The sequence below is a fragment of the Paraburkholderia translucens genome (genome assembly GCF_020881035.1).
GTDB classification, from domain to species: Bacteria; Pseudomonadota; Gammaproteobacteria; order Burkholderiales; family Burkholderiaceae; genus Paraburkholderia; species Paraburkholderia translucens.
Window position 1 is genome coordinate 12372 of sequence record NZ_JAJITC010000021.1, and the last position, 26941, is coordinate 39312.

General features: G+C 62.5%; 24 protein-coding genes and 1 pseudogene. 7 read left to right on the plus strand and 18 right to left on the minus strand.

What is annotated here, in order from left to right:
• Positions 1-14 precede the first annotated feature (14 nt).
• Both LJ655_RS27345 and LJ655_RS27350 read right to left on the minus strand, forming a co-directional pair.
• Positions 15-2297 carry an NADP-dependent malic enzyme gene (locus LJ655_RS27345; protein WP_230564292.1) on the minus strand — a complete coding sequence of 761 codons (2283 nt, stop codon included), beginning with the start codon at positions 2295-2297 and terminating at the stop codon, positions 15-17.
• A 294-nt stretch (positions 2298-2591) separates the two neighbouring features.
• Entirely contained in the window at positions 2592-3830 is a 1239-nt protein-coding gene (locus LJ655_RS27350; RefSeq protein ID WP_230564293.1) for an MFS transporter, read from the minus strand.
• Positions 3831-4138: 308 nt separating this feature from the next.
• Here LJ655_RS27350 and LJ655_RS27355 point away from each other — a divergent pair, with 308 nt between their 5' ends.
• Complete coding sequence (locus LJ655_RS27355; protein WP_008919476.1) at positions 4139-4825, plus strand: orotate phosphoribosyltransferase; 687 nt, start codon at positions 4139-4141, stop codon at positions 4823-4825.
• Positions 4826-4924: 99 nt separating this feature from the next.
• Here the strand turns inward: LJ655_RS27355 and LJ655_RS27360 are convergent, their stop codons facing one another.
• On the minus strand, positions 4925-5614 hold the full coding sequence (locus tag LJ655_RS27360; protein WP_230564294.1) for a response regulator: 690 nt from the start codon (positions 5612-5614) through the stop codon (positions 4925-4927).
• A gap of 269 nt (positions 5615-5883) precedes the next feature.
• Between LJ655_RS27360 and LJ655_RS27365 the strand changes: the two genes are divergently transcribed.
• Both LJ655_RS27365 and argC read left to right on the plus strand, forming a co-directional pair.
• A complete protein-coding gene (locus tag LJ655_RS27365; RefSeq protein ID WP_230564295.1) occupies positions 5884-6480 on the plus strand; it encodes a YbhB/YbcL family Raf kinase inhibitor-like protein in 597 nt (198 codons plus the stop codon).
• Positions 6481-6790: 310 nt separating this feature from the next.
• A complete protein-coding gene (gene argC / locus LJ655_RS27370) occupies positions 6791-7738 on the plus strand; it encodes an N-acetyl-gamma-glutamyl-phosphate reductase (RefSeq protein WP_230564296.1) in 948 nt (315 codons plus the stop codon).
• Positions 7739-8085: 347 nt separating this feature from the next.
• On the opposite strand, the gene LJ655_RS27375 is transcribed toward argC, so the two are convergent.
• Both LJ655_RS27375 and LJ655_RS27380 read right to left on the minus strand, forming a co-directional pair.
• A complete protein-coding gene (locus tag LJ655_RS27375) occupies positions 8086-8721 on the minus strand; it encodes a LysE family translocator (protein WP_230564297.1) in 636 nt (211 codons plus the stop codon).
• Positions 8722-8829: 108 nt separating this feature from the next.
• On the minus strand, positions 8830-9699 hold the full coding sequence (locus LJ655_RS27380; protein WP_230564298.1) for an NAD(P)-dependent oxidoreductase: 870 nt from the start codon (positions 9697-9699) through the stop codon (positions 8830-8832).
• A gap of 93 nt (positions 9700-9792) precedes the next feature.
• On the opposite strand from LJ655_RS27380, the gene LJ655_RS27385 reads away from it, so the two are divergent.
• Together LJ655_RS27385 and LJ655_RS27390 are read left to right on the plus strand one after the other, a co-directional pair.
• The gene (locus tag LJ655_RS27385) at positions 9793-10551 is read left to right on the plus strand and encodes a Mut7-C RNAse domain-containing protein (protein ID WP_230564299.1); all 759 of its coding nucleotides are present in this window, start codon (positions 9793-9795) and stop codon (positions 10549-10551) included.
• A gap of 53 nt (positions 10552-10604) precedes the next feature.
• Positions 10605-10883 (plus strand): hypothetical protein, encoded by a 279-nt coding sequence (locus LJ655_RS27390; RefSeq protein ID WP_230564300.1) that lies wholly within the window; start codon positions 10605-10607, stop codon positions 10881-10883.
• A 150-nt stretch (positions 10884-11033) separates the two neighbouring features.
• On the opposite strand, the gene LJ655_RS27395 is transcribed toward LJ655_RS27390, so the two are convergent.
• Positions 11034-11243, minus strand: coding sequence for a hypothetical protein (locus LJ655_RS27395; protein WP_230564301.1), 210 nt, complete (start codon positions 11241-11243; stop codon positions 11034-11036).
• A gap of 327 nt (positions 11244-11570) precedes the next feature.
• Here LJ655_RS27395 and LJ655_RS30425 point away from each other — a divergent pair.
• Positions 11571-11681, plus strand: a pseudogene (locus LJ655_RS30425) (EamA family transporter); the annotation flags it as partial.
• Between the two features lie 61 nt (positions 11682-11742).
• Here the strand turns inward: LJ655_RS30425 and LJ655_RS27405 are convergent.
• From LJ655_RS27405 to LJ655_RS27425, 5 genes are all read right to left on the minus strand, one after another.
• The gene (locus LJ655_RS27405; protein ID WP_230564302.1) at positions 11743-11994 is read right to left on the minus strand and encodes a hypothetical protein; all 252 of its coding nucleotides are present in this window, start codon (positions 11992-11994) and stop codon (positions 11743-11745) included.
• A gap of 771 nt (positions 11995-12765) precedes the next feature.
• Positions 12766-13668: a DUF2242 domain-containing protein gene (locus LJ655_RS27410; RefSeq protein WP_230564303.1), complete on the minus strand. Its 903-nt coding sequence runs from the start codon at positions 13666-13668 to the stop codon at positions 12766-12768.
• A 193-nt stretch (positions 13669-13861) separates the two neighbouring features.
• Positions 13862-14545: a lytic transglycosylase domain-containing protein gene (locus LJ655_RS27415; RefSeq protein ID WP_230564304.1), complete on the minus strand. Its 684-nt coding sequence runs from the start codon at positions 14543-14545 to the stop codon at positions 13862-13864.
• A 124-nt stretch (positions 14546-14669) separates the two neighbouring features.
• A complete protein-coding gene (locus LJ655_RS27420) occupies positions 14670-15926 on the minus strand; it encodes a cytochrome-c peroxidase (RefSeq protein WP_425605842.1) in 1257 nt (418 codons plus the stop codon).
• A 73-nt stretch (positions 15927-15999) separates the two neighbouring features.
• A complete protein-coding gene (locus LJ655_RS27425; RefSeq protein WP_230564305.1) occupies positions 16000-17232 on the minus strand; it encodes an alkaline phosphatase family protein in 1233 nt (410 codons plus the stop codon).
• A 277-nt stretch (positions 17233-17509) separates the two neighbouring features.
• Here LJ655_RS27425 and LJ655_RS27430 point away from each other — a divergent pair, with 277 nt between their 5' ends.
• On the plus strand, positions 17510-17770 hold the full coding sequence (locus LJ655_RS27430) for a DUF6723 family protein (RefSeq protein WP_230564344.1): 261 nt from the start codon (positions 17510-17512) through the stop codon (positions 17768-17770).
• 51 nt (positions 17771-17821) lie between these two features.
• On the opposite strand, the gene LJ655_RS27435 is transcribed toward LJ655_RS27430, so the two are convergent.
• The 7 genes from LJ655_RS27435 to ttcA all read right to left on the minus strand — a co-directional run bounded on the left by LJ655_RS27435 (position 17822) and on the right by ttcA (position 26937).
• Positions 17822-18421, minus strand: coding sequence for a rhomboid family intramembrane serine protease (locus tag LJ655_RS27435; RefSeq protein WP_230564306.1), 600 nt, complete (start codon positions 18419-18421; stop codon positions 17822-17824).
• Positions 18422-18434: 13 nt separating this feature from the next.
• Complete coding sequence (locus LJ655_RS27440) at positions 18435-18863, minus strand: VOC family protein (RefSeq protein WP_230564307.1); 429 nt, start codon at positions 18861-18863, stop codon at positions 18435-18437.
• A 129-nt stretch (positions 18864-18992) separates the two neighbouring features.
• Entirely contained in the window at positions 18993-20903 is a 1911-nt protein-coding gene (locus tag LJ655_RS27445) for a sensor domain-containing diguanylate cyclase (protein ID WP_230564308.1), read from the minus strand.
• 182 nt (positions 20904-21085) lie between these two features.
• Positions 21086-22111, minus strand: a complete 1026-nt coding sequence (locus LJ655_RS27450; protein ID WP_230564345.1) for a dienelactone hydrolase family protein — start codon at positions 22109-22111, stop codon at positions 21086-21088.
• Positions 22112-22574: 463 nt separating this feature from the next.
• Positions 22575-24392 carry a glutamine--fructose-6-phosphate transaminase (isomerizing) gene (gene glmS / locus LJ655_RS27455; RefSeq protein ID WP_230564309.1) on the minus strand — a complete coding sequence of 606 codons (1818 nt, stop codon included), beginning with the start codon at positions 24390-24392 and terminating at the stop codon, positions 22575-22577.
• Between the two features lie 58 nt (positions 24393-24450).
• Complete coding sequence (gene glmU / locus LJ655_RS27460; protein WP_230564310.1) at positions 24451-25812, minus strand: bifunctional UDP-N-acetylglucosamine diphosphorylase/glucosamine-1-phosphate N-acetyltransferase GlmU; 1362 nt, start codon at positions 25810-25812, stop codon at positions 24451-24453.
• A 147-nt stretch (positions 25813-25959) separates the two neighbouring features.
• Positions 25960-26937 (minus strand): tRNA 2-thiocytidine(32) synthetase TtcA, encoded by a 978-nt coding sequence (gene ttcA, locus LJ655_RS27465; protein ID WP_425605843.1) that lies wholly within the window; start codon positions 26935-26937, stop codon positions 25960-25962.
• Between the last annotated feature and the right edge of the window lie 4 nt (positions 26938-26941).

A 26941-nucleotide genomic window follows, 5' to 3' on the forward strand; every position in this document is an offset into this window, starting at 1 on the left:
GCGCGCGATACACATTACTTCGCGGTCACCGGCTTGCGCGCGTTCGCCGAAGCGACCGCCGTCATGTTGATGATCCGGCGCACGGTCGCGGCCGGCGTCAGGATATGCACCGGTTTTTCCGCGCCGAGCAGGAACGGACCGACCGTCACTCCCTCGCCGCCGACGACCTTCAGCAGGTTGTAGGCGATGTTCGCCGCTTCGACGTTCGGCATGATCAGCAGATTCGCTTCGCCGGCGAGCGTCGTGCCCGGGAAAGCGGCCTTGCGGACCGCCTCCGACAGCGCCGCGTCGCCATGCATTTCACCGTCGATTTCGAGCGACGGCGCGCGTTGCGTGATCAGTTTGCGCGCCGCGGCCATGCGCTGCGACGACGACGACGGCGCGCTGCCGAAGTTCGAATTCGACAGCAGCGCGACCTTCGGCGTGATGCCGAACTTCTCGATTTCGCGCGCGGCGAGCATCGTCATGTCGGCGAGCTGCTCGGCAGTCGGCACTTCGTTCACGTACGTGTCGCAGATGAACAGGTTGCGGCCCGGCAGCATCAGCAGGTTCATCGCGGCGAAATTCTCGACGTCTTCAGCCTTGCCGAGCACCTGCTCGATGAAGTTCAGGTGCGTGTGGTACTGGCCGATCATGCCGCAGATCATGCCGTCCGCATCGCCGAGATGCACGAGGATCGCGCCGATCAGCGTGTTGAACTTGCGCATCGCGGCCTTCGCGACGTCCGGCGTCACGCCTTCGCGCGCGCCGATCTCGTGGTACGCCTGCCAGCTCTTGTGATAGCGCGGATCGTCTTCCGGATCGACGATCTCGACGTCTTCACCGCACTTGAGCTTCGAGCCCATTTTCTTCAGCCGCATCTCGATCACCGACGGACGGCCGACCAGGATCGGTTTGGCGATCTTTTCGAGCAGCACAAACTGCGCGGCGCGCAGCACGCGCTCGTCTTCGCCTTCCGCGAACACGATGCGCGCTGGAGCCGACTTCGCCGCCGCGAACACCGGCCGCATCACCATGCCCGACCGATACACGGTCGCGCCGAGCTGTTCGCGGTACGCGTCCATGTCCTGGATCGGGCGAGTCGCGACACCCGAATCCATCGCGGCTTGCGCGACGGCCGGCGCGATCTTGATAATCAGGCGCGGATCGAACGGCTTCGGAATCAGGTATTCGGGACCGAATTCGAGCGAGTGGCCCTCGTAAGCCTTGGCGACTTCATCGCCCTGGTCGGTTTCCTCGGCCAGTTCGGCGATCGCGCGCACGCATGCGAGCTTCATTTCTTCGGTGATCGTCATCGCGCCGACGTCGAGCGCACCGCGGAAGATGAACGGGAAGCACAGCACGTTGTTGACCTGGTTCGGATAGTCCGACCGGCCCGTAGCGATGATGCAGTCCGGGCGCACCTTCTTCGCTTCTTCAGGACGGATTTCCGGCTCGGGGTTCGCGAGCGCGAGAATCAGCGGCTGGGTGCCCATTTCCGCCACCATTTCCGGCTTCAGCACGCCGGCGCTCGAGCAGCCGAGGAACACGTCGGCGCCGCGGATCGCATCGGCGAGCGAGCGGGCTTCGGTGTGCGCCGCATAGCGCTCCTTCGAAGGATCGAGATTGCCGCGCCCTTCGTAGATCACGCCCTTCGAGTCGGCGACGAGAATGTTCTTCTTCGACAGACCGAGATTGACGAGCAGATCCAGACACGCGATGGCCGCCGCGCCCGCGCCCGAACAGACGAGCTTGACTTCCTCGAGCTTCTTGCCGACCACTTTGAGGCCGTTCAGGATGGCCGCCGAGGCGATGATCGCGGTGCCGTGCTGATCGTCGTGGAAGACCGGAATCTTCATGCGCTCGCGCAGCTTCTTCTCGATGTAGAAGCACTCGGGCGCCTTGATGTCTTCGAGGTTGATGCCGCCCAGGGTCGGCTCGAGCATCGCGATCGCCTCGACGAGCTTGTCCGGATCCGACTCGGAGAGCTCGATGTCGAACACGTCGATGCCCGCGAACTTCTTGAACAGACAGCCCTTGCCTTCCATCACCGGCTTCGCGGCGAGCGGGCCGATATTGCCGAGGCCGAGCACCGCGGTGCCATTCGTAATCACGCCGACGAGGTTGCCGCGCGACGTGTACTTCTGCGCGTCGAGCGGTTCCTCGTGGATCGCCATACAGGCTGCGGCCACGCCCGGCGAATATGCGAGCGACAGATCCAGCTGGTTCGACAGCGGCTTGGTGGGCGTCACCGAAATCTTGCCGGGTTTCGGATTCTGGTGATATGCGAGAGCGCTTTGCTTGAGTTGTTCGTCCATTTCTAGGCCTGCGAGACGTAAGTGATTGGGCCCGGTGCCCCACACCATTGCAGCGCATTCATCTGTCGGACGGAAAGCCAACCGAGGCAGGGTTCGCACGCGCCCGGTCAGGCGCGATGGCTTACCTCGACGAAGACGGGACGATGTGGAGTGCTTCGCGGGTCGATCAGTGTACACCCCGAATGCTTCGATGCACCGTGTGGTTAACCGGACTCGCCACTGGCGAAACAGCCGCCGCGGATGCTGCGTCGCCGTACGCGAAACTGCGCTTGCACTTGCACCGCGTCTACCAGCTCAGTCGAGTTCGGCGCCGCGTCGCTCAGGAATCAGGAACAGTGTCGCGAAGATGTCCAGCAGATAAATCGACGCCAGCAGCGCAAGCGCCGCCCCGAATGAGTAGCGCGCCGCCAGCGCGCCCACGACAAGCGGCCCAAAACCGCCCACCGCGCGGCCCGTGTTGAACAGCACGTTCTGCGCGGTGGCGCGCGCATCGGTTGGATAGAGTTCCGATATCAGCGCGCCGTAGCCCCCGAGCATGCCGTTCACGAACACCCCCATCGCCGCGCCGCCGATCAGCAGTGCCGCCGGCGTCGTCAGTTGCGCATACACGAACACCATGACGACAGCGCCCGCCTGGTAGAACAGGAACGTCGGCTTGCGGCCGAAGCGGTCGGCGGCGATGCCGAATAGCCAGATGCCGGACGCCATGCCGAGGATCGTCGCGGCGGTCCACAGCCCGGATTTGGTCAGCGAATAACCGAAGGTCTTCGACAGATAGCTTGGCAACCAGATCATCAGCCCGTAATAGCCGAAATTTTGCACCGAGCACAGAATCACGATGCCGAGACTGGCGCCCGTCGTGCGCGCATCGACGAACAGCAGTCTGAGCGGCAGCTTGCGCATGCCGCGCGCGACGCGTTCGTTGAAAAGTGCGGGCTCCTCGACACGGCGACGCACGAAGAACGATGCCAGCGCCGGCAGCAGCCCCAGCGCGAACATGCCGCGCCAGCCGATCACCGGCAGCAGCAGCGGCGTCAGCAACGCGGCCGCCAGCACACCAAGCTGCCAGCCAAGCCCGACGTACGACGAAACCCGCGCCCGCTGCGCCGCCGGCCATGCTTCCGCGACGAGCGTCATGCCGATGCCGAATTCGCCGCCCAGCCCGATGCCCGCAATGGTCCGATAGATCAGCAGGTCCGTGTAACCTTGCGCGAGCGCGCACAGACCGGTAAACACCGCAAAGACCAGAATCGTCCACGTCAGCATTCGCACGCGCCCGTAATAATCGCTGAGCACGCCGAAGATCATGCCGCCCGCGACTGCGCCGATCAGCGTCCAGGTCACGAGCGCACCGGCCTGCGACGAGCTCAGATGCAGGTCGACGGCGATTGCCGGCAGCATGAAGCCGAGAATCAGCAGATCGAAGCCGTCCATCGCGTAGCCAAGCACCGACGCGAGCAGCGCGCGGCCCGCATAACCCTGGTTGACGGTGAGGCGGGCGGCGGCGTCGGTAGCGGGTGTGGCGGCGTTCATTGAAAGCATTCCGTAGGTCAAGGGCCGGCTGTGCACGCGGCGGCCCGGAGAAGTCGCGTGAGTGTAAAGGCCGCCTTACCCGGTCACAAGACGATGCGCGCGGCGAAGCGCTCTCGCCCCGCGGCTCACGACGGACTCGTCCGTACGACCCATTTCGGGTAAAATAACGGCCCACGCGCGCAGCAAAAGCCGGTCCGTGCTCTGCCCCCGGCCCCGTATTCCGCCTGACATGGCGCGGCATACCCCGCTTGCTGCGCCATCGGGCCCCGCGCCCGCTTCTCCCCCCGCTCATTCCGAAGGATCCGCCCATGACAGGCTTCGATCGCCAGACGATCTCCGACACTACCGCCAAGATGCTGCTCGAAGTGCAAGCAGTGCATTTCAACGCGGAGAAACCGTATATTTTCACGTCCGGCTGGGCGAGCCCGGTATATATCGACTGCCGCAAGCTGATTTCGTATCCGCGCGTGCGCCGTGGCCTGATGGAAATGGCAGAAGCGACGATCCTGCGCGACGTCGGTTATGAGCAGATCGACGCTGTCGCCGGCGGCGAAACCGCCGGCATCCCGTTCGCGGCCTGGCTGTCCGATCGCCTGATGGTGCCGATGCAGTACGTGCGCAAGAAGCCGAAGGGTTTCGGCCGCAACGCGCAGATCGAGGGTCTGCTGACCGAAGGGCAGCGCGTGCTGCTGGTCGAAGACCTGACCACCGACAGCCGCAGCAAGATCAACTTCATCAACGCGCTGCGCACCGCCGGCGCCACCGTGAACCATTGCTTCGTGCTGTTTCACTACAACATCTTCAAGGAGAGCGTGTCGGTGCTGAAGGACATCGACGTCGATCTGCACGCACTCGCCACGTGGTGGGACGTGCTGCGTGTCGCGAAGGCCAACAACTATTTCGACACGAAGACGATCGACGAAGTGGAGAAATTCCTGCACGCGCCGGCCGAGTGGTCGGCTGCGCATGGCGGCGCAACGGCTACGCCGCAGTAAAGCGCAGCCGCTTTATGCGAAATGAATGAAAAGCCGCCTGTTGCGAAACAGGCGGCTTTTTTATCGCCGCTGGGCATGCAGATAAATCGATGCGCGATGTCAGGAATCGCTGGCGGCGTCCTTACGCGAATTCGACGACAGATTCAGCAAACCATTGCTCTGAGCATACTTGAATAGTTCGGAGTCTCGATCGATTCCCAGCTTGCGCATGGCCGCGTTTTTCTGCGTGCTGATCGTCTTGATGCTTCGGTTCAAACGCTCGGAGATTTCCTTGATCGTCATGCCCGACACGAACAGGCGTACGACTTCGAGTTCGCGCCGCGACAGCTTCGAGTCGTCGCGCCTGCCGGCTGAATTGACCCGCAACCCGTCGAGCACCGCCTTCACCGACGGACTCATATAGCCGATGCGACGGCCGACGTGCTGCACCGCGAGCGCAATGTGGCTCAGATCGTCCGATTTGTTCACGACCGACGTCACGCCAAGCTCCTTGAGCCGTTTGAGCAGCGCGGCGTTCTCGAGCATGGTGAGCACGACGATCGGCAGATTCGGGAAATTGCGGCGCAAATAGTCGATGAGTTGCAAGCCATCGCCGTACTGGCCGCCGGGCATGGCCAAGTCGGTGACGAGCACGTCGCATTCGGTGGATTGCAGCATTTTGACGAGTTCCGTCGACTGCCTCGCACGCCCAACGACTTGCATACCGGGAAACTTGAGCAGCGCATGTTCTGCGCCAAACAGAATGACCGGATGATCATCCGCAACCACGACCCTGAGCGAAACTTGCATCGTCCTCCTCTGGACGGATAAACCGGTCTCCACAACTTCTAACACGTATTTCGACGTTCCAACCTAAGCGAGTGAAATGCCGTCAGGGCCGCGCGACAATGCCTGCCACTATAGCTGATTTCCTGTCTGCTAATTCCGCGAGACGCGAACATAATGCATCGCAGAGCTAATCAGCGGTGATGTTAGACTTGATTCGACCTTGGGGCACAATTAAGGACAACGACCATCGCGAGGAGATTTGCCTCGCGCCCTGACAGGAGAACCGGCAAATGCACATGCGTTGCCTGGTTGTTTCGCTGGCGTCATCGTGGCGGGATCGATCGCTCGCGCTCGGCGCGATGCTCGCGCTATTCGCGGCGCATAGTGCCGGTGCGCGGGCCGACGGCCCGTTCACGCTGACGAGCGCGAACGTGCGCGGGGGTGGCACCGTGCAAAGCGCGCAGGTGTTCGACCAGAACGACTGCAAGGGCGGCAACCATTCGCCACAACTGACGTGGCGCAACGCGCCGGCCGGCACGCGCGGCTTCGCGATCACGATGTTCGACGAGGACGCGCCGGGTCGCGGCTGGTGGCACTGGGCGGTCGCGGGCATCCCGGCTACCGTCGACAGCCTGCCCGAAAATGCGAGTTCGTCGGGTTTCCTGCAGAAACTCGGCGCGGTCGAAGCGCGCAACGATTTCGATACCGACGGATATGGGGGCCCATGCCCGCCGCCCGGCAAACCGCATCGCTATATCATCACGGTGTACGCGCTGAACTCGGACAAACTGCGTCTCGCGCAAGGACGCCCCGCGTTGATGTTCGACCATGAGATCGGCACGGCCGCGATCGGCAGCGCGCGGCTAGTGGTCAATTACGGGCGCTAGCGGTGGTCGTCGCGGCGCGCCAGCGCGCCGCATTGCGTAGGGTTTCCCGTTCACCTTTCCGCTTGCTTTGCTGGAGCTTTCCACGCGGACGATCGGCATCGTTTTTCACAGCGGCTACGGCCACCTGAAGAAAGTCGCCGAAGCCTATCTGCGATTATCGGCCCGCATTCACCTCGCAACAGGTCACGCCACTGTCACGCCCCGCGCGCATCGTCGTTTTTTCGCGCTGCAGCGCACGTGCGCGGTGTTGAAGTCTTAAAATGGCGTTCCGGCGCGGCGTCGCGCCACGTTTCCAGTGAGTGAGATCGAGATGAGCACGAAAGTTTTTGTCGACGGACAGGAAGGCACCACCGGCCTGAAGATTTTTGAATACCTGTCGCAGCGCGCCGACATCGAAATCCTGCGTATCGAAGAAGCCAAGCGCAAGGACCTCGACGAGCGCCGTCGTCTCATCAACGCGTCGGACGTCACGTTCCTGTGCCTGCCTGACGTCGCCTCGCGCGAATCCGCTTCGCTCGTCGACAACGACCGCACCGTGCTGATCGACGCGAGCACCGCGTTCCGCACGTCGCCCGACTGGGCCTACGGCTTGCCCGAGCTGGCCCGCTCGCAACGCGAGCGTCTGCGGACGGCCAAACGCATTGCCGTGCCGGGCTGCCACGCATCGGCCTTCGTGCTTGCGATGCGCCCACTCGTCGAAGCCGGCATCGTCGCGCCCGAGTTCGCCGCGCACGCCTACTCGATCACCGGCTACAGCGGCGGCGGCAAGAAAATGATTGCCGACTATGAAGCGGGCGGCAACGACAGGCTGAAGAGCCCGCGCCCGTATGCGCTCGGCCTCACGCACAAGCATCTGCCGGAAATGGCGGCGCATACGGGCCTGAAGTCGGCGCCGATCTTCACGCCGATCGTCGGCGACTTTTACAAGGGCCTTGCGGTCACCACATACTTCTCGCCGCAGCAGCTCGCGAAAAAGACTAAGCCGCAGGACGTGCAGGCTCTGTTCGCGGAGTACTACGCGGGTGAAGCGTTCGTGCACGTCGCGCCGTTCAGCGCCGAGGCGAATCTCGACAACGGCTTCTTCGACGTGCAGGCGAACAACGACACAAATCGCGTCGACCTGTTCGTGTTCGGCAACGAGGAGCGTTTCGTGACCGTGGCGCGTCTGGACAATCTCGGCAAGGGCGCATCGGGCGCGGCGATCCAGTGTATGAATCTCGCGATCGGCGCAGCCGAAGACGCCGGCTTGAAGCGCTAGGCGAACCGACCCGCGGGCGTCGGCACCAGGTCGAGCGTCTGCTGTCCCACAGAAAAGCCGGTCATCACAGACCGGCTTTTTGCTTTAAAGCGCGCTCATTTCGCGGGCCTTCGCCGACGCCGGCGTATCGCACAACGGGTTCTTCGAAGAATTCCGGGCAAAAAAAAGCCCACCTAGGTTGGCGGGCTGAATCCATATCAGTGGAGACATGGAGGAGACAAAACGTACTATAGCAAACCGCTTGGTGCGTCGCAACATGCAAATTAGGGTTGACCCTCAATGTTGCGAACATACAACGGTCACATCCCTGTGGTTCAGTTTCCCTTGCCTCTCCAGACGCAAGCTGCTCAATGACGCACTAGCGCCATCATCGCGCCGAAACCGACGAATACGCCGCCCGTCAGCCGATGGAACATCCGCGCGACGCTGCGGCTCTTCAGCTTCGTGCCGATGCGCGTGCCGAACCCCGCGTACACCAGATACCAGCTGACCTCGATCGACGCGAACGTGGCGACCAGCACGCCGAATTGCGGCAACTTCGGCTGCGCCGCATCGATGAATTGGGGCAACAGCGCGGCCGCGAACAGGATCGCCTTCGGATTGCTGCTCGCGACCAGAAAACCGTTACGAAATAGCGCCAGGCGCGAGCGCACGGGCTTCGCCGTCAATTCATCGACGTTTCGCGCGATGGTTTCGTCGACCGGCGCACGCCAGGCCTTGATACCCAGGTACACCAGATAGGCCGCGCCGATCATGCGCAGCGCATTGAACATCGTCGGCCACGCCGCCAGGAAGACGCCGAGCCCCGCCGCCGATACCGCCAGCATCAACACCAGCGCCGACAGGCACCCGGCCATGGTCGCACTTGCGCGGCGCAGGCCGTGCTGGGCGCCGTGCGTCATCACGAGCAGCATGTTTGGACCGGGAATGGCGGAAACGACGAAAACGGTGACGGCGAATAGCCACCAGGTGTGCAGAGTCATCGAAATCGGGGAGAGAGAAAATCGGGCGGCTATTATGCCTCGCCGCCCGTCGTCACTTCACGCGGCCACTCGTATCGATCGCCAGGGTCCGGCGATCGACACCTTTCGTCAACGGCCGGCGCGACGCGTCGCCACCTGACCCAGTACCGCGAAATCCTTCTCGCCGTCGCCGTGCGCAATCGCCTCGATCAGGCTGTCGCGCACCACGCTCGCGACCGGCATCGGAGTCGTCACCGCATCGGCGGCGGCGAGCGCGAGGCGCACGTCCTTCAGGCCGAGGCGCGCCTTGAACAGCGCAGGCTCGAAGCGCTGCTCGGCGATCAGCTTGCCGTAGCCCGAGTACACCGGTCCCTGGAACAGGCCGCTCGTGATCACGTCGAGGAAGTCCTGCATCGCGAGCCCGTGGCCGGTCACGAGCGCGGCCGCCTCGCCGAGCGTCTCGATCGCCGCGCCGAGCATGAAGTTCGCGGCGAGCTTCATCACGTTCGCCTGCTGCGGCAGCGAGCCGATGCGCCAGGTCTTCTGGCCAAGCGCGTCGAAAATCGGCTGAATCCGGTCGATCGATTCGGCCGGGCCGCCCGCGACGATCGTCAGCTTGCCCGCCGCTGCGACGTCAGGCCGTCCGAGCACAGGCGCGGCGACGTAGTGCACGCCGCGCGACGCGTGCGCGGTCGCCAGTTCCTCGGCGAGCGCCACGGAAATCGTCGCCATGTTTGCGTGGATCAGCCCGCGCGGCGCATGTTCGAGCAGCGACGCGGTGATGACTTCGCGCAGCGCGGCATCGTCGGCGAGCATCGAGAACACGGCGTCGCCCGCAAACGCTTCTGCCGGCGTCGCGACGATCTGCGCGCCCAGCGCGGCCAGCGGCAGCGCCTTCTCCGGCGAGCGGTTCCACACACGCACCTGGTGCCCGGCTTTCAGAATGTTTGCAACCATCGCGGCGCCCATCTCGCCGAGACCAATAAAACCGATGTCCATCTATCGCTCCGTCTTCTAAAGAACCCGAAGTAAAGCACACTCATGCGACAAGCGCAGGACAACGCGCAATCCGGGCGGTGCCATACTCTTAGGATGGTCACTGCGACATTCCGTTTCTACGAGGAGCTGAACGACTTCATCGCCCGCCCGCTGCGCCGGCGCGCGTTCACCTGCGTCTGCGCACGCGGCGCGACGACCAAGCACATGATCGAAGTGCTCGGCGTGCCGCATACCGAGGTCGAGTTGATACTCGTGAACGGCGACTCGGTCGGATTCGATCATCCGCTCGCCGACGGCGACCGCGTCGCCGTCTATCCGAAATTCGAGGCGCTCGACATCCAGCCACTGCTGCGCGTGCGCGAGCGGCCGTTGCGGGTGGTGCGCTTCATCGCCGATGCGCATCTCGGCGGCCTCGCGCCTCTGCTGCGGCTCGCGGGCTTCGATACGCTGTACGACAACCATTATCCTGACGCCGATATCGAGGCGCTCGCCGCCGCGCAACAGCGCATCGTGCTGACGCGCGACCGCGAGCTGCTCAAACGCCGCAACATCACGCACGGCTGCTACGTGCGCGCATTGCGGCCGCGCGAGCAGTTGCGCGAAGTGTTCGAGCGGCTCGATCTCGCGCGCAGCGCGCAACCGTTCCGGCTATGCCTGATATGCAACGCGCCGCTGCGGCGCATCGCGCGTGAGGAAGCCGCCCCGCGCGTGCCGCACGGCGTGCTGCAGCGGCATGACCGCTTCGTCACCTGCGACGTCTGCTCGCGTGTGTTCTGGGAAGGCACGCATTGGCAGCGGATGCGCGCGTTGATGGACAGCGTTTCGGCCGGCGAGCCGTCGCGCATCGGCTGACGCCGCGTGCTTGCGTACAATGCAGGTTGATCTATTTCGCAAAGGCCTTTCCGATGGCGATGAAAAAAACCGACCTTGAAAAGAACAAGGCACTGAAACTGGGTAACGCGATGAAGCAGGCGGCCGCGAACCGCGCCGGCAAGGGCGCGGCGACCGAGCCGAAGATCGACCGGCGCGAGCAGCGCAAGCTCGATCAGGCTCAAGGCTTGGTTCCGTTTGCATGCAAGCTGAGCAGCGGGCTGGTCGAAGAGCTGAAAACGCGCGCCGCCACCCATCCGGACGGCCTGAACGGGCTACTGGACGACGTGATCCGGCGCGGACTCGCGGGCTGATCGTCCCGCGCAAGACCCGCCGCAAAAGCAAAAAAGGCCAGAGCGCATGCTCTGGCCTTTTTTGCTGGTAACGCATCTGGCGCCACGGCTGCGTCGACCAACCGGCGGTGCGGCGCAGCGGTACGGCGCGCCCGGCGAGCGGGCGTCGGATCAGTTTTGCGTGCCCTTGTCGTTCGTGCCCGCGGCGGAAGCTTCGGCGGAAACGTGTGCTTTCTTGCCGTGCGTCTTCAGTTGCTTGACGTGATGCTTCTTCGGTGCGCTTGCGGCTGCTGCGGGAGCGGCTTCCGATGCCTGAGCGAAGGCCTGAACGGAAACGAGCGCGATCGAAGCGGCTGCGAGCGAGACGATAACTTTCTTCATGTGTTGTTCCCCAAACCAGACGACTAAGTCAATGTGAATGAATACAACAGCTGCACGGTAGAGCGGGCTGGACTTCGAGGTGCCTTGCGCTCCCCGCGGGAGAGTATTACCCAAGCGTAGGCGGTTTGTCATGCGCAAAACCCGATATGTATTTTCCGGGAGACAGCTTGCTTTCAGCGTGCCTTCGTCTGCCGGGCAAGCCATACGAAGGGCATGACCGGCTGCGCCACAAGCCGGCCGCCTCGCGCCGCGCCAACCGCTGCGGCGCGCTCAAACCAGATTCCGCAACAGGCTCGCGGTCTCCTGCAGCACCGGCAAAACACGCTGCAGCGCTATGCGGCGCCATCGCACGCGGCGGTGATCTTCAGCATGGAAGGCGTGTTCGCGCCGTTTGCGAGCAGGCTCGTGCTCGGCGAAATGCTGGCGGCTCGGGGGTTGTGACAGGTTCGGTGCGCGACTGACGCGCTGAGCGGTCAGCCGGTCTTGCCGATTTGCAGAACTATGCCGCGCGCGGATGAGCGACCGCGCCCGGTGCATCGGCGGTCGGCGGAAACACGCACCAGCAGCCGTCGTCGTGACGAAAGAAGAACAACCCTCGCGCGCCCTCTCCCGTCGACGTTTCGACCCGCACATAACGCCGGCCGCCCGTGCGCGTGCGGCTGAACTCCGTCACGTGAATCGGCTGGGCAGGCGACGGCGCTAGCCACTTCTCGACCAGAAACCGCAACGACTGCTCGCTCGCGGCTCTCACGATCTGCTCCGGAACAGTTTGTCCCGCTGTGTGTCGCGCGTGGACTCGGGACTATCTTCGCCGGCGGCGTCGACGTTCTCGTCAGCCTCGGCGGCTCCCAGCGCCATCGCCCGATTGGTCGCGGCCGCGCGTAACGTTCTGCATTGAGCCGCATGCCGAAGGTCCGAGAGAAGACGGACTAGCTGTCGTGCTGATCTGCGTTTCATACATCCCCCGCACTGCACCAGGAACCTCAGAAACCACTTTAACTTTATGCCGGATTGTTCGCTGTACAAATGGTTTTGACAAAATAGCAACAGTTGCGCTTGCAAAATAACGGTGCGCAATCTTCGTGCCGCGTTGTGAATGTGCGCATTTGGCGGCCGGAAATCTGTGCGTTGGCGAGCGCTTCGCATCACGCGAAGCGTTGGAGCGCGAGCAACGGGCCTTTATTCGCAGGACGGTTATCCACAGCGACCTCTGAACAACTTTGGGATAGCACGACGGACAGCCTGTGCGCGAAATCTTGATAAACGCGGAGGTCGGTTAACGGAGGTTCGAACTTATCCCGCGTATGTAGTTTTTCTACCGGCGTGTTCCGCAGGGTTATAGTTTTCGCATGGCGTTGAAGCGCCGGGACATTTACGAGTTATCCACAGAATCAGTTAAGCCTTGTTAACTACTACTATGTTTGTATACGTATACGGTAAACCCCATAAGGTGAATTCGCTCCGCGGTTGAAGGACAGGCTGACCGGAACCTGGTCAGCCCGAATGCGAGTGCGCGCCGCGATCACGGCACCTGCGCCGTGCCGCTCGCGGGTTGGATCGCTGCCGCCTTGTCGACCGGGTCGGCAAGTTGAATGGCCGGCGACGGGGTCGTGAGCGGAACCGGTACTGACCCGGTCAGTGGCGCGGGCGCGGAGGATAAGATTGGCGCCTGAGCCCCGACTGGCGGCGTCACACCTTCGGACGCGCCCGTTGTCGATTGAGCGAGCGCTGGCGGCATTGGGTGGACCGGAACGGCTGTCGTCGCTTGAACGGCGGCCTGAGCCGTCGCCGGCACCGGCTCGGGCACCGGCTCAGGAGTCGTCACCTGGAGCGGCGCGGCCGCCGGCAATGTTCGCGTTTCGATCGGGCTGCTCGTCACCGGCTGCGTGCGCACGACGGTCTGCAAGTAATGATCGACGAGGCTGAAAAAGCGATCGTAGAACTTGCCCGATGGAATCGTCTCGCTCGAGATCTTCACCATCGCGTCGCTATTCGAGCGGATCGGCAGCGACAGCGAACCGAGCACGCTGAGCCCGACGCTCGCCGACGTATCGCTTTTCTTCAGCGCGTAGCCGTTCTGCACGGCGTTCACATAAACGATGCTGGTACTGGCCGCCTCTTCGCCGGGCGTGCACACGACGTGAAATTCGACAGACACATGGGTATCGCTGGTCGGCTGAAAATCCTTCGTGCCGTCGACGGTATCCGGGCGCGACATCGTCGTCAGATAGCCCTGGCTCAGCAGTGCGCGGCGCGCGGCTTCGCAGCTATCGGTCGTACTCGAATTGAAATTGCGTGCGTACGGGCTTGCGCCGGTTTCGAACAGTTCCTGAGTGAATTTGGGCCGCGGCGGGGTGCTGCATGCCGTGAGGACCAACAGCCCGAACAGGGCCGCTGCGGTGGTACGGAAAAAGAGGGTCTGCATGATCAGGTGCAAGAAGCGCCTCGTGAGCGCGAATGGGAATGCATTGTAGTCCGGCCGCGAAATGTGCGTAAAAAGCGTGCAACCGGCAGCCCGCGAACTATTACGGCAGGGAACAGCATCTCAAATATCAGGCAAGCCGTCCGAGTCCTACGGCGCGTACAGACAGAAACCGGGGAAGAAGCCGCGCGCGCGACTAGTTCGACGCCGAGCGCGTGGAGCCCGCCGTCGCGCCCGAAGTCGTCCCCGAGGCCGCAGCCGGCGCCGCCGTGGCAACACCGCCCGCTGAGGGCGCAAGAAGCATCGCCGGCACGCTGAATGGGTCCGCCCACTGGTTGGTTCCGGCGCAACGATCGGCCTCGCACGAAGCGGACCGCCCATCGGCCCCCTGAGCGTCGTCCGCGGACGACGCAATCGCCGCAAAATCCCCGACGCGCAGACTCACCTTCTGCGCGTAAGCCTTCGATCCGCCATAGCTCTTCAGCGCGGCATTCAGATCGCCGTTGGCCGAGCGCATGTAGCCGTACAGGATCGCCGAGCCGGCCTCGATGTTCGCTCCCGGTTCGGTCAGGTCCTTCACGTTGTGCAGCAGCCCGCGATGCGCCTGCGGCACGACCTGCATCAGCCCCGTCGCGCCATTGGCGCCGCGGGCTTTTTCCTTGAAGCGGGATTCGATCGAGATGATGGCGAGCAACAGCGCCGGGGGGAGGGAGTATTTGGAGGAGGCGGATTGCACCGCGTCCGAAATTTTTTGAGCTCTGTCCTTCGTCAGCCCGAATTTATGCGTCAGATACGCCGATATTCGGTCGCTGTTTTCGTCGGCCGCCGCAGCTTGCGCGAGCCCGAGCGAAAGCATGAACAGGCAAAGTAACCGACTCATGACGAACGATGGAAGGTAGCAAAGATCGGCGCATTATAGCGCCGCGATCCATGCCAACACCGCTCATCCACGATTTTTGTCTTTCAAATCAATGATGATCGTAAGCTCTCGATATGAATCGCGCCTATTTTGCCTTGGGTTGGTACCCGTCGGTCAGCGTTGCGAGGAATGCAGCGACGTCGTCGATGTCGCGTTCGGACCAGACCGGGCGCTCACCCGCTTTGCGCGTCAGTGGCTTGTCGGTCGTGTCGACGTTCACTCGCAGTGCGACCGGCAGATCGTTGAATTTGTCGACTTTGCCGTGCGCATCCTTCGGATACCACTTGTCCGGGTTCGTATCGCGTTGCACGTAGAAGCGCAGCGCGTCCTTCAGTGTATGGAAGCGGCCATTGTGGAAAAACACGCGGCGCGTCGCGGTATTGCGCAGCGACACCGACTTGAACAGCCCGCAATTGCGCTGGTCACTCTGATCCCGGCGCAGCGGTCCGCACACACCCATGTCGAAATACTTCGGATCGGCGTTGACCTTCAGCTCCGGGTTGCGCGGCACGCCAAGCGCCTGGAAATTGAAGTCGGTGAAAAGCGGATGAGCGCCGTTCACGCCCGGCTGGTCGATATGACAGGATGCGCAATTGCCGCCTCTCGGGTCGTCGAACAGCTTTTTGCCGCGCAACTCTTGTGCCGTTAGTTGCACTTTTCCGTCGAGGTAGTAATCGAACTTGCTCGTGTACGGATGAAGGTCCGGATCTTCGAGCTCGAAACGCTCGATTGCGTACATCGCCTGCGTGAACGCTTTCGACGGATCGGCAAAGATGTTTTGACCGAACACTTCCTTGAAGCGCGTCGCATACGGCGCGCGCTGCATCTTTGCGAGCAGCGCGGCCGGGTCCTTGTTCGCCATCTCGTTCGGATTGAACAGCGGGAAGCTTGCCTGATCGTGCAGATAATTGAAGCGCCCATCCCAGCCGAAGCCGCCGACAGGCGCGTTATCCGTTTCGCTGAGCCGCTCGGATAGGCTCGCTGGCTGCGCATGCGTCCAGACCGGCGTACGGTTCAACACGTAGCGCAGGCTCGGCACCGCTCGCGTGCCCTGCTGATGCAGGTCCGCACCGCCCAGTTGTGCGGCGAGACCGTTGGGCGGCCCATACGCGTGCTCCGGACTGTGACAGCTCGCGCACGACATCTTCCCCGAGCTCGACAGCGCCGGATCGAAGAACATCAGCTTGCCGAGCGCGGCGGCATCGCTATAGACGGGCTTCGCATCGGCGGGCGCCGGTGTCGGAGCCGATGCAACGGCGCCCGCCGCAACGGCGCCCGACGCAACGGCGCCCGACGCAACGGCGCCCGACGCAACGGCGCCGCTCAGCATCGCGCCGCCCATCAGGGCGGCGAGTGCTATCCGGCACGCGCTCGCGCGCGCCGTGAATCGCGAGGCGGAAGGCAGCATCGAGTCTTTAGAGGTTCGTGAAGATATCGCTGCCGAATCCGACCAGACCCGCCTGCCCCGCATAACCGAGATAGCCGAGCTGGAAGATGTCCTCGATGCTCTTCAGCATCGAATAGTGGTTGTACGGCACCGTCGACACCGTGCCCGGCTTGATGAACTTCGAGATCATCACCGCGCCCGTCTGGTCGCCGCCGTAGCTCGTTTTGGTCAGGTTGATCGTGATGCCCTTATAAGCGAGCGACGAAGTCTCCGGGAACGACGGCAGGTTCGGGCCCGGTTGCTGGCTGCAGCAGGTCGTGCCGGAAAAGACCAGATCCTCGCCCGATGCGGAACTGGTGACCGTCGCGTAGCTGCTTTCGTCGAAGTTGATGATGAGCAGACCGTCTTTCTGGAACGCCGGCGACGCCGTGATGATCGGCACCCACTTCTGCAGGAACGTGTTGGCGCTCGTCAGGCCACCCGGCTCGCCGTTCACGCAAGGCGCGTCGTGACCGTCGTCGCACAGGTTCGGCGTGATCAGGTTGAAGTTCGCGGTGGTCGAAATTGATTGCAGGTCGTTCTGCAGGTTGTTCAGATTGACGACGTGCGTGCCGCAGTCCGGCGAATCGATAATCGAGTGGAAGTACATGAACGGGTTGTGGCGCGTCGCGTACTGGTCACCGAGCGGCACGGCCGCGCTCGGCGCTTCCGCCGACTGCGTGAGGTCCGTCGTGTTCAGCGTCGGGTGGCCGCAGGTGGCGGCTTCGCGCGACGGGTCGTTGCCCATGTCGCCTTCGTAGCCCTTCCATGTATAGCCCGCTGCCGTGAGCTGGTCCGGCAGTGTCTTCACGCTCGCCGGATACACACAGCCCGAGCCGATCGCCTGGCCGTCGGAGGTCATGCCGGTGAGCTTGAAGTCCTGATAGGTCGTGCAGTCGTTATCGGTCTCGTTGGTCGCCGCCTGGCCGCTGATCATCGCGATGTAGTTGTCGAGACTCACGTGGCCAGTGCCGTAGTACTGCTGCACGAGCGCGCCTTGCGAGGCGAGCGTCTGCGCCAGATACGGCGCTTTGGTGTTCGCGCCGAACGTGGTCGCGTAATTTTCGTTTTCGAGCGTGATGACGAAGACGTGGCGAATCTGCTGCTGTCCGGTCAGTTGCAGCCCGCCGGAAGAAGACGAGCCGCAGGCGGCCACGATCAAAGCGATTAAGGCCGCGCACGCGGCCATGAGGAATGCGCGTAACCCGATGCGATGTGACATGTTGTTTGCCCTCTGTTGTTGTCTCTCTGGTGCCATGTAGCGATGGCTGTTTCGATTGCGGGCAGACTTTAGGGAGCGCGCATGACATATCCATGAAAGTTGACGTTGGTTCACCATTCGATGCATTGGCGGAACGTCGAGCGTGTCGGGATTGCGCATTTGCTCGCGCGACCAGGGATCGGTCACGCGATTCATGCTTCACGCAAATTTGAGACAATGCGCGCCGGCCGGGACTATCGTTGCGCGCCGACTCAATGAACTACCCATGTTTCAAGCGATGAGCAAGACAGCGTTTATTCCCAGCGTCCCTGGCACGTCGGAAGACGATTTCGAGATTTCGGCGAGCGCGAAGATGACCGGCTACCGGCGCTTCTTTGGCGTGCTCAAGGTGGTGCGGACGACCGATGGCCGCGTGCTGTTTCCGTTCGATGGCGCGCCCGAACTGGGCCCCCACGCGAGCCGGCTCGAAGCGCTCGCGGCCGCGCAGGTGTATGGCGAACATATCGTCGCGAGCGATCTGGCGCGGCCGGAGTTATAGGAATCGTCGATCACCCGGCGATACGCCGATGCGCGAACGCACGCGGGGCGCTCAGCGCACGCGTACCCGGCTTGCCGAGCCAGCCCCCGCACGCGCTGCGAGCACGCCACCGAGCACACCGCCGATATGGCTCTGCCACGACACATCCGGATAAATAGGCAGCACGCCGAACAGCAGGCTCAGACCGTAGGTGCTGACGACGGCCAGAGCCACGAGGATCGAGACGAGGTTGCGCGTGTAGTAGCCGCGTGCGACCAGGTAGCCCGCATAGCCGAACACGAGCCCACTGGCGCCGATATGCACCGTGTAAGGCGCTCCGAATAGCCACGCGCACAGGCCCGCGCCGAGCATCGCGCCGAGGGTCGCACGAAAGAAGCCGGCGATCTCGGGCCACGTACACAGCCAGCCGAGTACGATGATCCCGCTCGTGTTGGCGGCTATGTGCCCAAGGCTCGCATGCAGCCACGGCGCGAACAGAATGCCTTGCAGGCCGGCGATCGAACGCGGCACGACGCCGTGCTCGTTCAGATGCAGGAACGGCAACGCGACCGACAAAAAGAATACAGCCCACATCGAACCGACGAACAGCGCGATCAGGACGATTCGCGACTTGAGCCTGGCGGTTAGCGTGTTGCGGGACGAGGTTTTCATGGCGACGAGGCCGCTATTTTTTCTCTCGCATGCCGGGAGTGAACGTGATACCGACCAGCAATCCTTCCGGTGAGAGAAAACGGCTGACCGTCTGACCCCAAGGCTCCAACCTGCTCTTGACGAGCATCCGATATCCTCGCGCTTCAAGCTCCGCGGTCGCCTGTTCGACATCGTCGACATCAAACTCGAGCCAGGCTTGTGGAACAGGAATGTCGTCCGGCCAGGACTGCCTGCCGAAGCACGACTGGGCCGCGTGGCTGAGTGGCCACAGGGCAAAAGAATTGGCGCCAGCGAGAGCCTCCGTATGGAGGTAACCGCCACTCTCCTCCTTGAAAGGGATGCCGAGGCTATCGCAGTAGAGCTTGCGGCTCGCCTCCGCGTCACGGACGATTGGACCAAAGCCCGCGATGAACACGATCCCGATGTTTCCGATTCGTTCCATGGCTTCACCTCTCCCAGCAATGCATACCATTCCAGACTGACCCCAGCTCACGCTGTCCAGACGGACTTGATATCACAAACACCGGCCGGCCACCGAACGTCCCTAACGTCGCGCACGCGACGCCTGCCTTTACAGCATGGGCAATTGCTCAAAGGAGACGCCGCGGCGGTCGGCCACACGGTTCCTGCCCATTCGCTTGGCTCGATACAGCATGGCGTCGGCCTGGCCCACCAACTCGCGGGCCGCCACGCCACGGCCAACATCAGCGACCGCCAGTCCGACGCTGACCGTGACGACGCCGAAACTGCTCGAAGCGTGTGGGATAACCGCTGCCTCCACGTTGGCACGAATGCGCTCCGCCACTTCTAATGCTTCGCCTTCGGTGCAGTCCGCGAGAATCACGGCGAACTCTTCGCCCCCATAGCGGGCCGCGACATCACCGCTTCGTGCTGCCGCCCCCAAAGTCTTCGCCACCCTTTGCAAACAGGCATCGCCTGCGGGGTGACCGTAGTGGTCGTTGTAGGTTTTGAAATTGTCGATATCGATGAGAAGCAGGCTAACCGTTTTCGAACCCGAAGAGGAAATTCGCCGGTCCAACTCGATGTCGAAGTGCCGGCGATTGTACAAACCCGAAAGGACATCCCTATACGCGAGACGTTCCAGCTCGAATTGCTCGGCGTTTCGTCGTTCGTCCTCAAGGGTCTTCGCGTGCACGTCGCGTATTGCGAATGCGAGCGAGGAAAAGGCATTTCCGGAGATGTCGGGAAGCGCGGACACGTGACCTTGAACCCAAAGATACTCACCGTCGAGTCGGCTAATGCGAAAATTTGCCGCGGCCTCGGTTTTCTCAAGTATGGCGCCACTAGCGGCAGCTTCGACTTTGGCCCGGTCGTCCGGATGGACGAGCTCGCTGAAAGACCGGTCGAGCAGGTCTCGTACCCCATAACCGAGCACGATTTCCACGCGAGACGAGACATACATGATCTTTCTCTCTAGCGAAAGCTGCATGACGATTTCACCCGAGCTCTCGGCTAATGCACGATACCGGTACTCGCGCTCTCGCAGCAAATTCATGAGCCGGCTGCGTTGTGACTGCAACACGCTGACTGGAAAAGCAATGGCAAGCGCCGCGAGCACCAGAAACTGCAACGCAAGTATCCGGTCGTGCGTGGTTGCGTAGGGAAACAACCAGAACGGGCCGGTTTGATTCAGCGTGAACGCTATTGCAATAACACTGGTGAGAAGAACACCGAGCAAGACTGCCGCGAGTTCTGCCTCGAAGGCAAGTAGTGCGATGGGCGGCAAAATCCAGTACATCAGTGGATACCGGGACTGACCGAACACCACAGCCGTTACGACTGCCAGTAAGGAGAGCAGCGCAGCCGTCCTTTTGCGCTTGGGAGACCGCCACAAGTGAAGAATTTCACCCGAGAAAAACACCAACGCTGCCGGCGCAAAGATCGCCATGCCAAGCGCGTCAGACACGATCCAGTTTGCAATTGACGAAAACGGATGATTACTTGCCCAACCGTCCAACAATGACATGGCGGTAACGCCGGATACGAGCGGCGCAAGCAGCACGGCCGCGGCAACGAACCGGATACACGGTCGCGGCTGAATCAGTTCCGCCGCTGTGGCGACGTTGGGAACGAATAGAAGCGCCACGCATACCTCCACCATGTCGGAACCGGTAAAGGAGGTGGATACGTAAAGACTTTCGCCTACGTAGAGATTTGCGCCGAAAAAGCCAAGGGCTCCCCCCAATAAAATGCAATAACGATGCGAGCCCTTCGATACCATGGCCTGGGCGAGCAACACGCCGTTCGCGAGCCATATCGGCGCGATTTCGCCCCACATGGCTTTCAACGTGCCGCTTCCAAGGCAAATCAGGAATGAAAGGCTGCCCGCGAGCAGCATCGCGACCAGTGGCAAGCGCCAATCGCAAGCCAAACGGTGGACCGGCGCATGCGGGAGCTGCGAACCGGATTCTCTCAGATTGACAGTAAATGTACGACGCCAGATATGGATGAGTTGCCGCACAACAATCGCTCATATTCTTGTTGTGTCCAGCAATGTACGGCACGGAAGAAAATATCTCTAGCTTGCGAACGCAAAAAATTCTTTATGTTTTTTGCCTTCCATTCATTTTTCAACTCGTCCCGGCTTGACGCGCTACCCAGCACGAAAAGCACCAATCGCATCATGGGCACCCAACGCTGAGGTCACGGCGAACGAACAGGCTTGAGCGTCGCTGCAACGAACTCGGCAACAGCCTTCCTCGCGTCGGCCGCTGCCTTCTCGTTGTATGCGAGGGTGGCACCGCGTTGGACGCAAGGGTCGTTGTACGAGAACGGCTGTCTGGTGGCGGCGTTGTAAAGCTGACCGTTTTCCCCTTCCTGCCACTGGCACTTCAGCGTCGCCTGCGCTTGGGGAAGCGCCAGAGGGGTCTTATATGCCCGCCCATCAAAAGCGTGGCCCGCCCCTTGATATTCAATCAGCTGAACGTCCTTTCCTTTGGCCTTCAATCTCTGCACATATGCGCGGCACGCTTCGATTGGAACGTAGTCATCCGCGGTTCCCTGAAACACCCGGACCGGTTGCGCTGATATGTCATCGTCGTCGCTGTACGAATAGTTACAGGATGGATAAAAAGCGACGTACGCAGCAAACCGGGCTTCTGACGACAAAAGGTGCGCCTTCTGAAACCGCATCATGCTGGCGTTGAGAGCGCTTTGACCGCCTCTCGAGAACCCCATCAGCATCACACGGCTGGAGTCGATACGCGGATGCTTCGCCAGCAGCGCGAGGGCGCGGTAGGCATCCTCCGTCTGCGCGAGTCGTCCAAGCTGGGACTGGTCGTTATTCGTGTTGACGATGTCGCGACTCGTGAAGCTGTCAACGACGAACGTGGCAACGCCCATCGAGAGAAATTCCTGCTCCCAATCGAGGACAAGGCCACAAGGGCCGCACGACCCGTGAAGCAAAATGACGAGCGGGAATCGCTCGTTGCCCCCGCGCGGCAGGCGCAATTCACCGGCGATAGTCACCGGCTTGCCGTCCTCGCGTCCGGTGAGGAACTCCTGGTCCGTCAGCGTCAATGATTCAAACGGGATGACTTCCATCCTGGCGACCTGCGCTTCTGCGTCTGCATACAGTGCTGAGGCCAGCATGCAAAGAACGAGAAGGCCTCGCCGAAACCAGGGGTTGCTGCACCATCCAGGCGTGGTCATGGCAGATTCCTCGATCATCACGGCCAATGCAGGGCTCTCCGTGCAACAAGACGGACGCATTGAAACACCGGCCGGGAAATGGGAACTGGTAAAGCAGGAAGGATTTTCTACCGCTAGTTATTGTGTACCTGGCAACCAGTCAACACCGGATTAGGCGTTACGCAAATATCGAATAACGGCCACGATTTCCGCGAAGAAGAGTAGTCACTCGAGTCTGCCCAAGCCAAACCGTGGAACGCGCTCGCCGTGCCAGAGCCGACACGGTATTGATGTACGCGGCAGCGACAGACACGACGGAAATTGTTGTAAGCATAGTTTCGATTGCACTACACGATGCCTTCGAATTCCATTAGAAATCCGCCAACATTTCGCAGGGACAAGCCACGTCAAGGATGAAACGTCACCTAGCTTCGCGCGCGCTGCTTGAACTTCTGCTGTCTGACGTTGCGACCGACAATAGTTTGCCGTGATGCCTTCTGCATCACTCCACCGTCACCGACTTCGCCAGGTTGCGCGGCTTATCCACATCCGTGCCACGCGCACAGGCGGTGTGATACGCGAGCAACTGAAGCGGCACGACGTGCAGAATCGGCGACAGCAAGCCGTAGTGCTCCGGCATCCGGATCACATGCAGCCCCTCGCCGTTGACGATCTTCGTATCCGCGTCGGCGAACACATAAAGCTGGCCGCCGCGCGCACGCACTTCCTGGATGTTCGACTTCAGTTTTTCAAGCAGCGCGTCGTTCGGCGCGACCGTCACCACCGGCATCGCTTCGGTTACGAGCGCCAGCGGTCCGTGCTTGAGTTCGCCTGCCGGATACGCCTCGGCGTGGATATACGAAATCTCCTTGAGCTTCAACGCGCCTTCCAGCGCGATCGGATAGTGCATGCCGCGTCCGAGGAACAACGCGTGCTCCTTGCGCGAGAACTCCTCTGACCACGCGATGATCTGCGGCTCCAGCGCGAGCACGCTGTTGAGCGCAGCCGGCAGGTGGCGCAACTGCTTCAGATAATCCGCTTCCTGCTCGTCGTTCAGGCGTCCGCGCAGCTTCGCGAGCGTCGCCGCCAGCGTGAACAGCGCGACCAGCTGCGTCGTGAACGCTTTGGTCGACGCGACGCCAATCTCGCGGCCCGCATGCGTGAGGAATGACAGCTCCGTCTGCCGAACCATCGCGCTCGTGCCGACGTTGCAGATGGCGAGCGTATGCTTGTGGCCGAGTCCCTGCGCGTGCTTGAGCGCCGCGAGCGTGTCCGCGGTTTCGCCTGACTGCGAAATCACCACCACCAGCGACTTCGGATTCGGCACCGACTCGCGATAGCGATACTCGCTAGCGATTTCGACCTGAGTCGGAATCCTCGCGAGCGATTCGAGCCAGTACTTGGCGGTGAGCCCCGAGTAGTAGCTCGTGCCGCACGCGAGAATCAGCAGGCTGTCGATGTCCGCGAACACCTGGCCCGCGCCTTCTCCGAAGATCGACGCATCGAACGCATCGGTCTGGGCGATCGTGTCGGTGATCGCGCGCGGCTGCTCAAAAATTTCCTTCTGCATGAAATGGCGATACGGGCCGAGTTCGACCGCGCCCCCATACGCCGCGACCTGCCGCACCTCGCGTTGCGCGGCCTCGCCCTGGCGATCGGCGATGCGCACGCCATCGAGCGACAGTTCGCAGACGTCGCCTTCCTCGAGGAAGATGAAGCGCTCCGTGCTGCCCGCGAGCGCGAGCGCGTCGGACGCGAGGAAGTTTTCGCCCTCGCCGAGGCCGACCACGAGCGGCGAGCCCTGGCGCGCGCCGACCACCGTGTGCGGCTGGTCCTTGTGCAACACCGCGATCGCGTACGCTCCGTGCAGTTGCGCGACTGCGGCGCGCACCGCCGCGAACAGATCGCCGCGATACAAGCTGTGGATCAGGTGCGCGATAACCTCGGTGTCGGTCTGCGAGATGAACTCGTAACCCTTGCCCCGCAGCATTTCGCGCAGCCCTTCGTAGTTCTCGATGATGCCGTTGTGTACCAACGCGAGCGCATCTCGCGAGAAGATCGGATGCGCGTTGTCGGTAACTGGCGCACCGTGTGTGGCCCAGCGCGTATGCGCGATCCCTGTCACGCCTTCGAGGTTTCCGTCGCGCACCTGGCCTTCGAGGTCGGCGACGCGCTCAACGCTGCGCGCGCGGGTCGGGCCGCGAGCGTCGAGCACGGCGACGCCGCACGAGTCGTAGCCGCGATATTCGAGGCGTCGCAGTCCTTCGATCAGGACGGAAACGATATTACGTTGCGCAACCGCGCCGACAATGCCGCACATGTGTATTCCTTTTCAGTGCCGGATTCAGTGAGCGCGCCTCGCGGGCGCGCCAGATCGATCAGCTTTTCTTTTTGACCGGGCGCACGTAACCGATCCTGCTCGTTTGGGTCTTGTCGTTCAACACCAGCGCGTCGGCGGCGACGTCCTTCCAGACCGTGGTGCCGGCCGCGATGGTCGCGCCGCGCTGCACGCGCACCGGCGCGACCAGTTGCGTGTCGGAGCCGACGAACACGTCGTCCTCGATCACGGTGCGGAATTTGTTGGCGCCGTCGTAGTTGCAGGTGATCGTGCCCGCGCCGATATTCACGCGCGCGCCGATATCCGCATCGCCGATATAGGTGAGGTGGTTGGCTTTCGAGCCATGACCGAGCACCGCGTTCTTGACCTCGACGAAGTTCCCGACATGTGACTCGTCCTGCAGCGCCGCGCCAGGACGCAAGCGCGCGTACGGACCGAGAACGACCTTCGCGCCGACTTCCGCACCTTCGATGTGGGTGAACGCGTCGACGCGCGTGCCCGCGCCGATGCTCGCGTTGCGGATCACGCAATTCGGCCCGATGCTGACGTTGTCGGCCAGCGTCACCCGGCCTTCGAACACGCAGTTCACGTCGATCGACACGTCGCGCCCGCATTCGAGCGTGCCGCGCACGTCGACTCGCGCAGGATCGGCGAGCGTCACGCCCGCGACGAGCAGCGCGTCGGCGACATTGCGCTGGTGAATCCGCTCGAGCTCGGCGAGCTGCTGCTTGCTGTTCACGCCGAGCGTTTCCCATTCGTCGTCGGGCTGCGTGGTGACGACTTCGAGACCGGCCTCGATCGCCATCTCGACCGCGTCGGTCAGATAGAACTCGCCTTGCGCGTTGTCGTTTTTCAGCGCCGCGAGCCAGCCGGCGAGGCGCGCGGTCGGTGCGACCATGATGCCGGTGTTGATTTCGGCGATCTCCAGTTGCTCGGGGCTGGCGTCCTTCTGTTCGACGATGCGCTGCACCTTGCCATGCTGATCGCGCACGATGCGGCCGTAGCCGGTCGGGTCGTCGAGCGTGACGGTGAGCACGCCGTAGCCGTCCTGACCGGCGCGCCCGGTCAGTGCACGCAGCGTCTCGGCGCGCGTGAGCGGCACGTCGCCATAAAGCACCAGCGTGGGCAGTGAGGGGTCGAGCAGCGGCAGCGCCTGCTGTACCGCATGGCCGGTGCCGAGCTGCTGCTCCTGCACCGCGAATTGAAGATCGGGCGCCGCGACGGCTTCACGTACGGCTTCGGCGCCGTGGCCGATCACGACGATCAGACGCGCAGGCCTGAGCGTGCGAGCGGTGTCGATGACATGAGCGAGGAGCGGCCGGCCGGCCAGAGGATGGAGCACCTTGGGGAGCGCGGACCGCATGCGCTTGCCGGTACCTGCCGCCAAAATCACGATGTTCATGGCGTCGGCAAATAGACGAGTTTGGAGCCGAGGATTCTATCATGCTGCACCTGCAAAAAAGGCCGCTGACGCGGCCTCGGCAGGGGTGGCAAACCGGCGGAAAACCGCCGGAACGCCTGCAGACCAGGCACTTTTCGGCAGACGCGCTCAGAGATCGTCGAACTGGACCAGCGAGATGGTCTTCGCGCCGTTGAGCGGTGCGCCTTCCTCGCCCGTTGAGCAGGGTTCTTCGTCGAACGCGATATCGCCTTGCGGATCGGCCTCGCCCGTCGCGCGCAGCCCCGCGAACGGAAACAGCTGATGATCCATCAGATGCGACGGCACCACGTTCGACAGCGCGTTGAACATGTTCTCGATGCGGCCCGGGAAACGCTTCTCCCAGTCGCGGATCAGCGCCTTCATTTCCGCGCGCTTCAAGTTCGGCTGGCTACCGCACAGATTGCACGGAATGATCGGAAATTCGCGCAGCTCCGCGTACTTCTCCAGATCGGTTTCCTTCACGTAGGCGAGCGGCCGGATCACGATGTTCTTGCCGTCGTCCGATTGCAGCTTCGGCGGCATGCCCTTCAGCTTGCCGCCATAGAACAGGTTCAACAGCAGCGTCTGCAGAATGTCGTCGCGATGATGGCCGAGCGCGATCTTGGTCGCACCAAGCTCGCCCGCGACGCGGTACAGGATGCCGCGCCGCAGCCGCGAGCACAGCGAGCAGGTGGTCTTGCCCTCCGGCACGAGCCGCTTGACGATGCTATAGGTGTCCTGGTTCTCGATGTGAAACGGGATGTCGAGCTGCGTCAGGTATTCGGGCAGCACGTGCTCCGGGAAGCCCGGCTGCTTCTGGTCGAGGTTCACCGCGACGATGTCGAAATTGATCGGCGCGCGCTCGCGCAGCCGCATCAGGATGTCGAGCATCGCGTAACTGTCTTTGCCGCCCGACAGGCACACCATCACCTTGTCGCCGTCCTCGATCATGTTGTAGTCGCCGATCGCCTGTCCGACCTGGCGCGCGAGGCGCTTGAACAGCTTGTTGTTCTCGTACGCTTCCTTCTGCTCGCGGCGCGTGAGCGGCGATTTCGGAGCGCGGGCGGTGTGCGTGGCCTCGGCGGCTTCGGTGCCCTGGTTCAGCATTTCC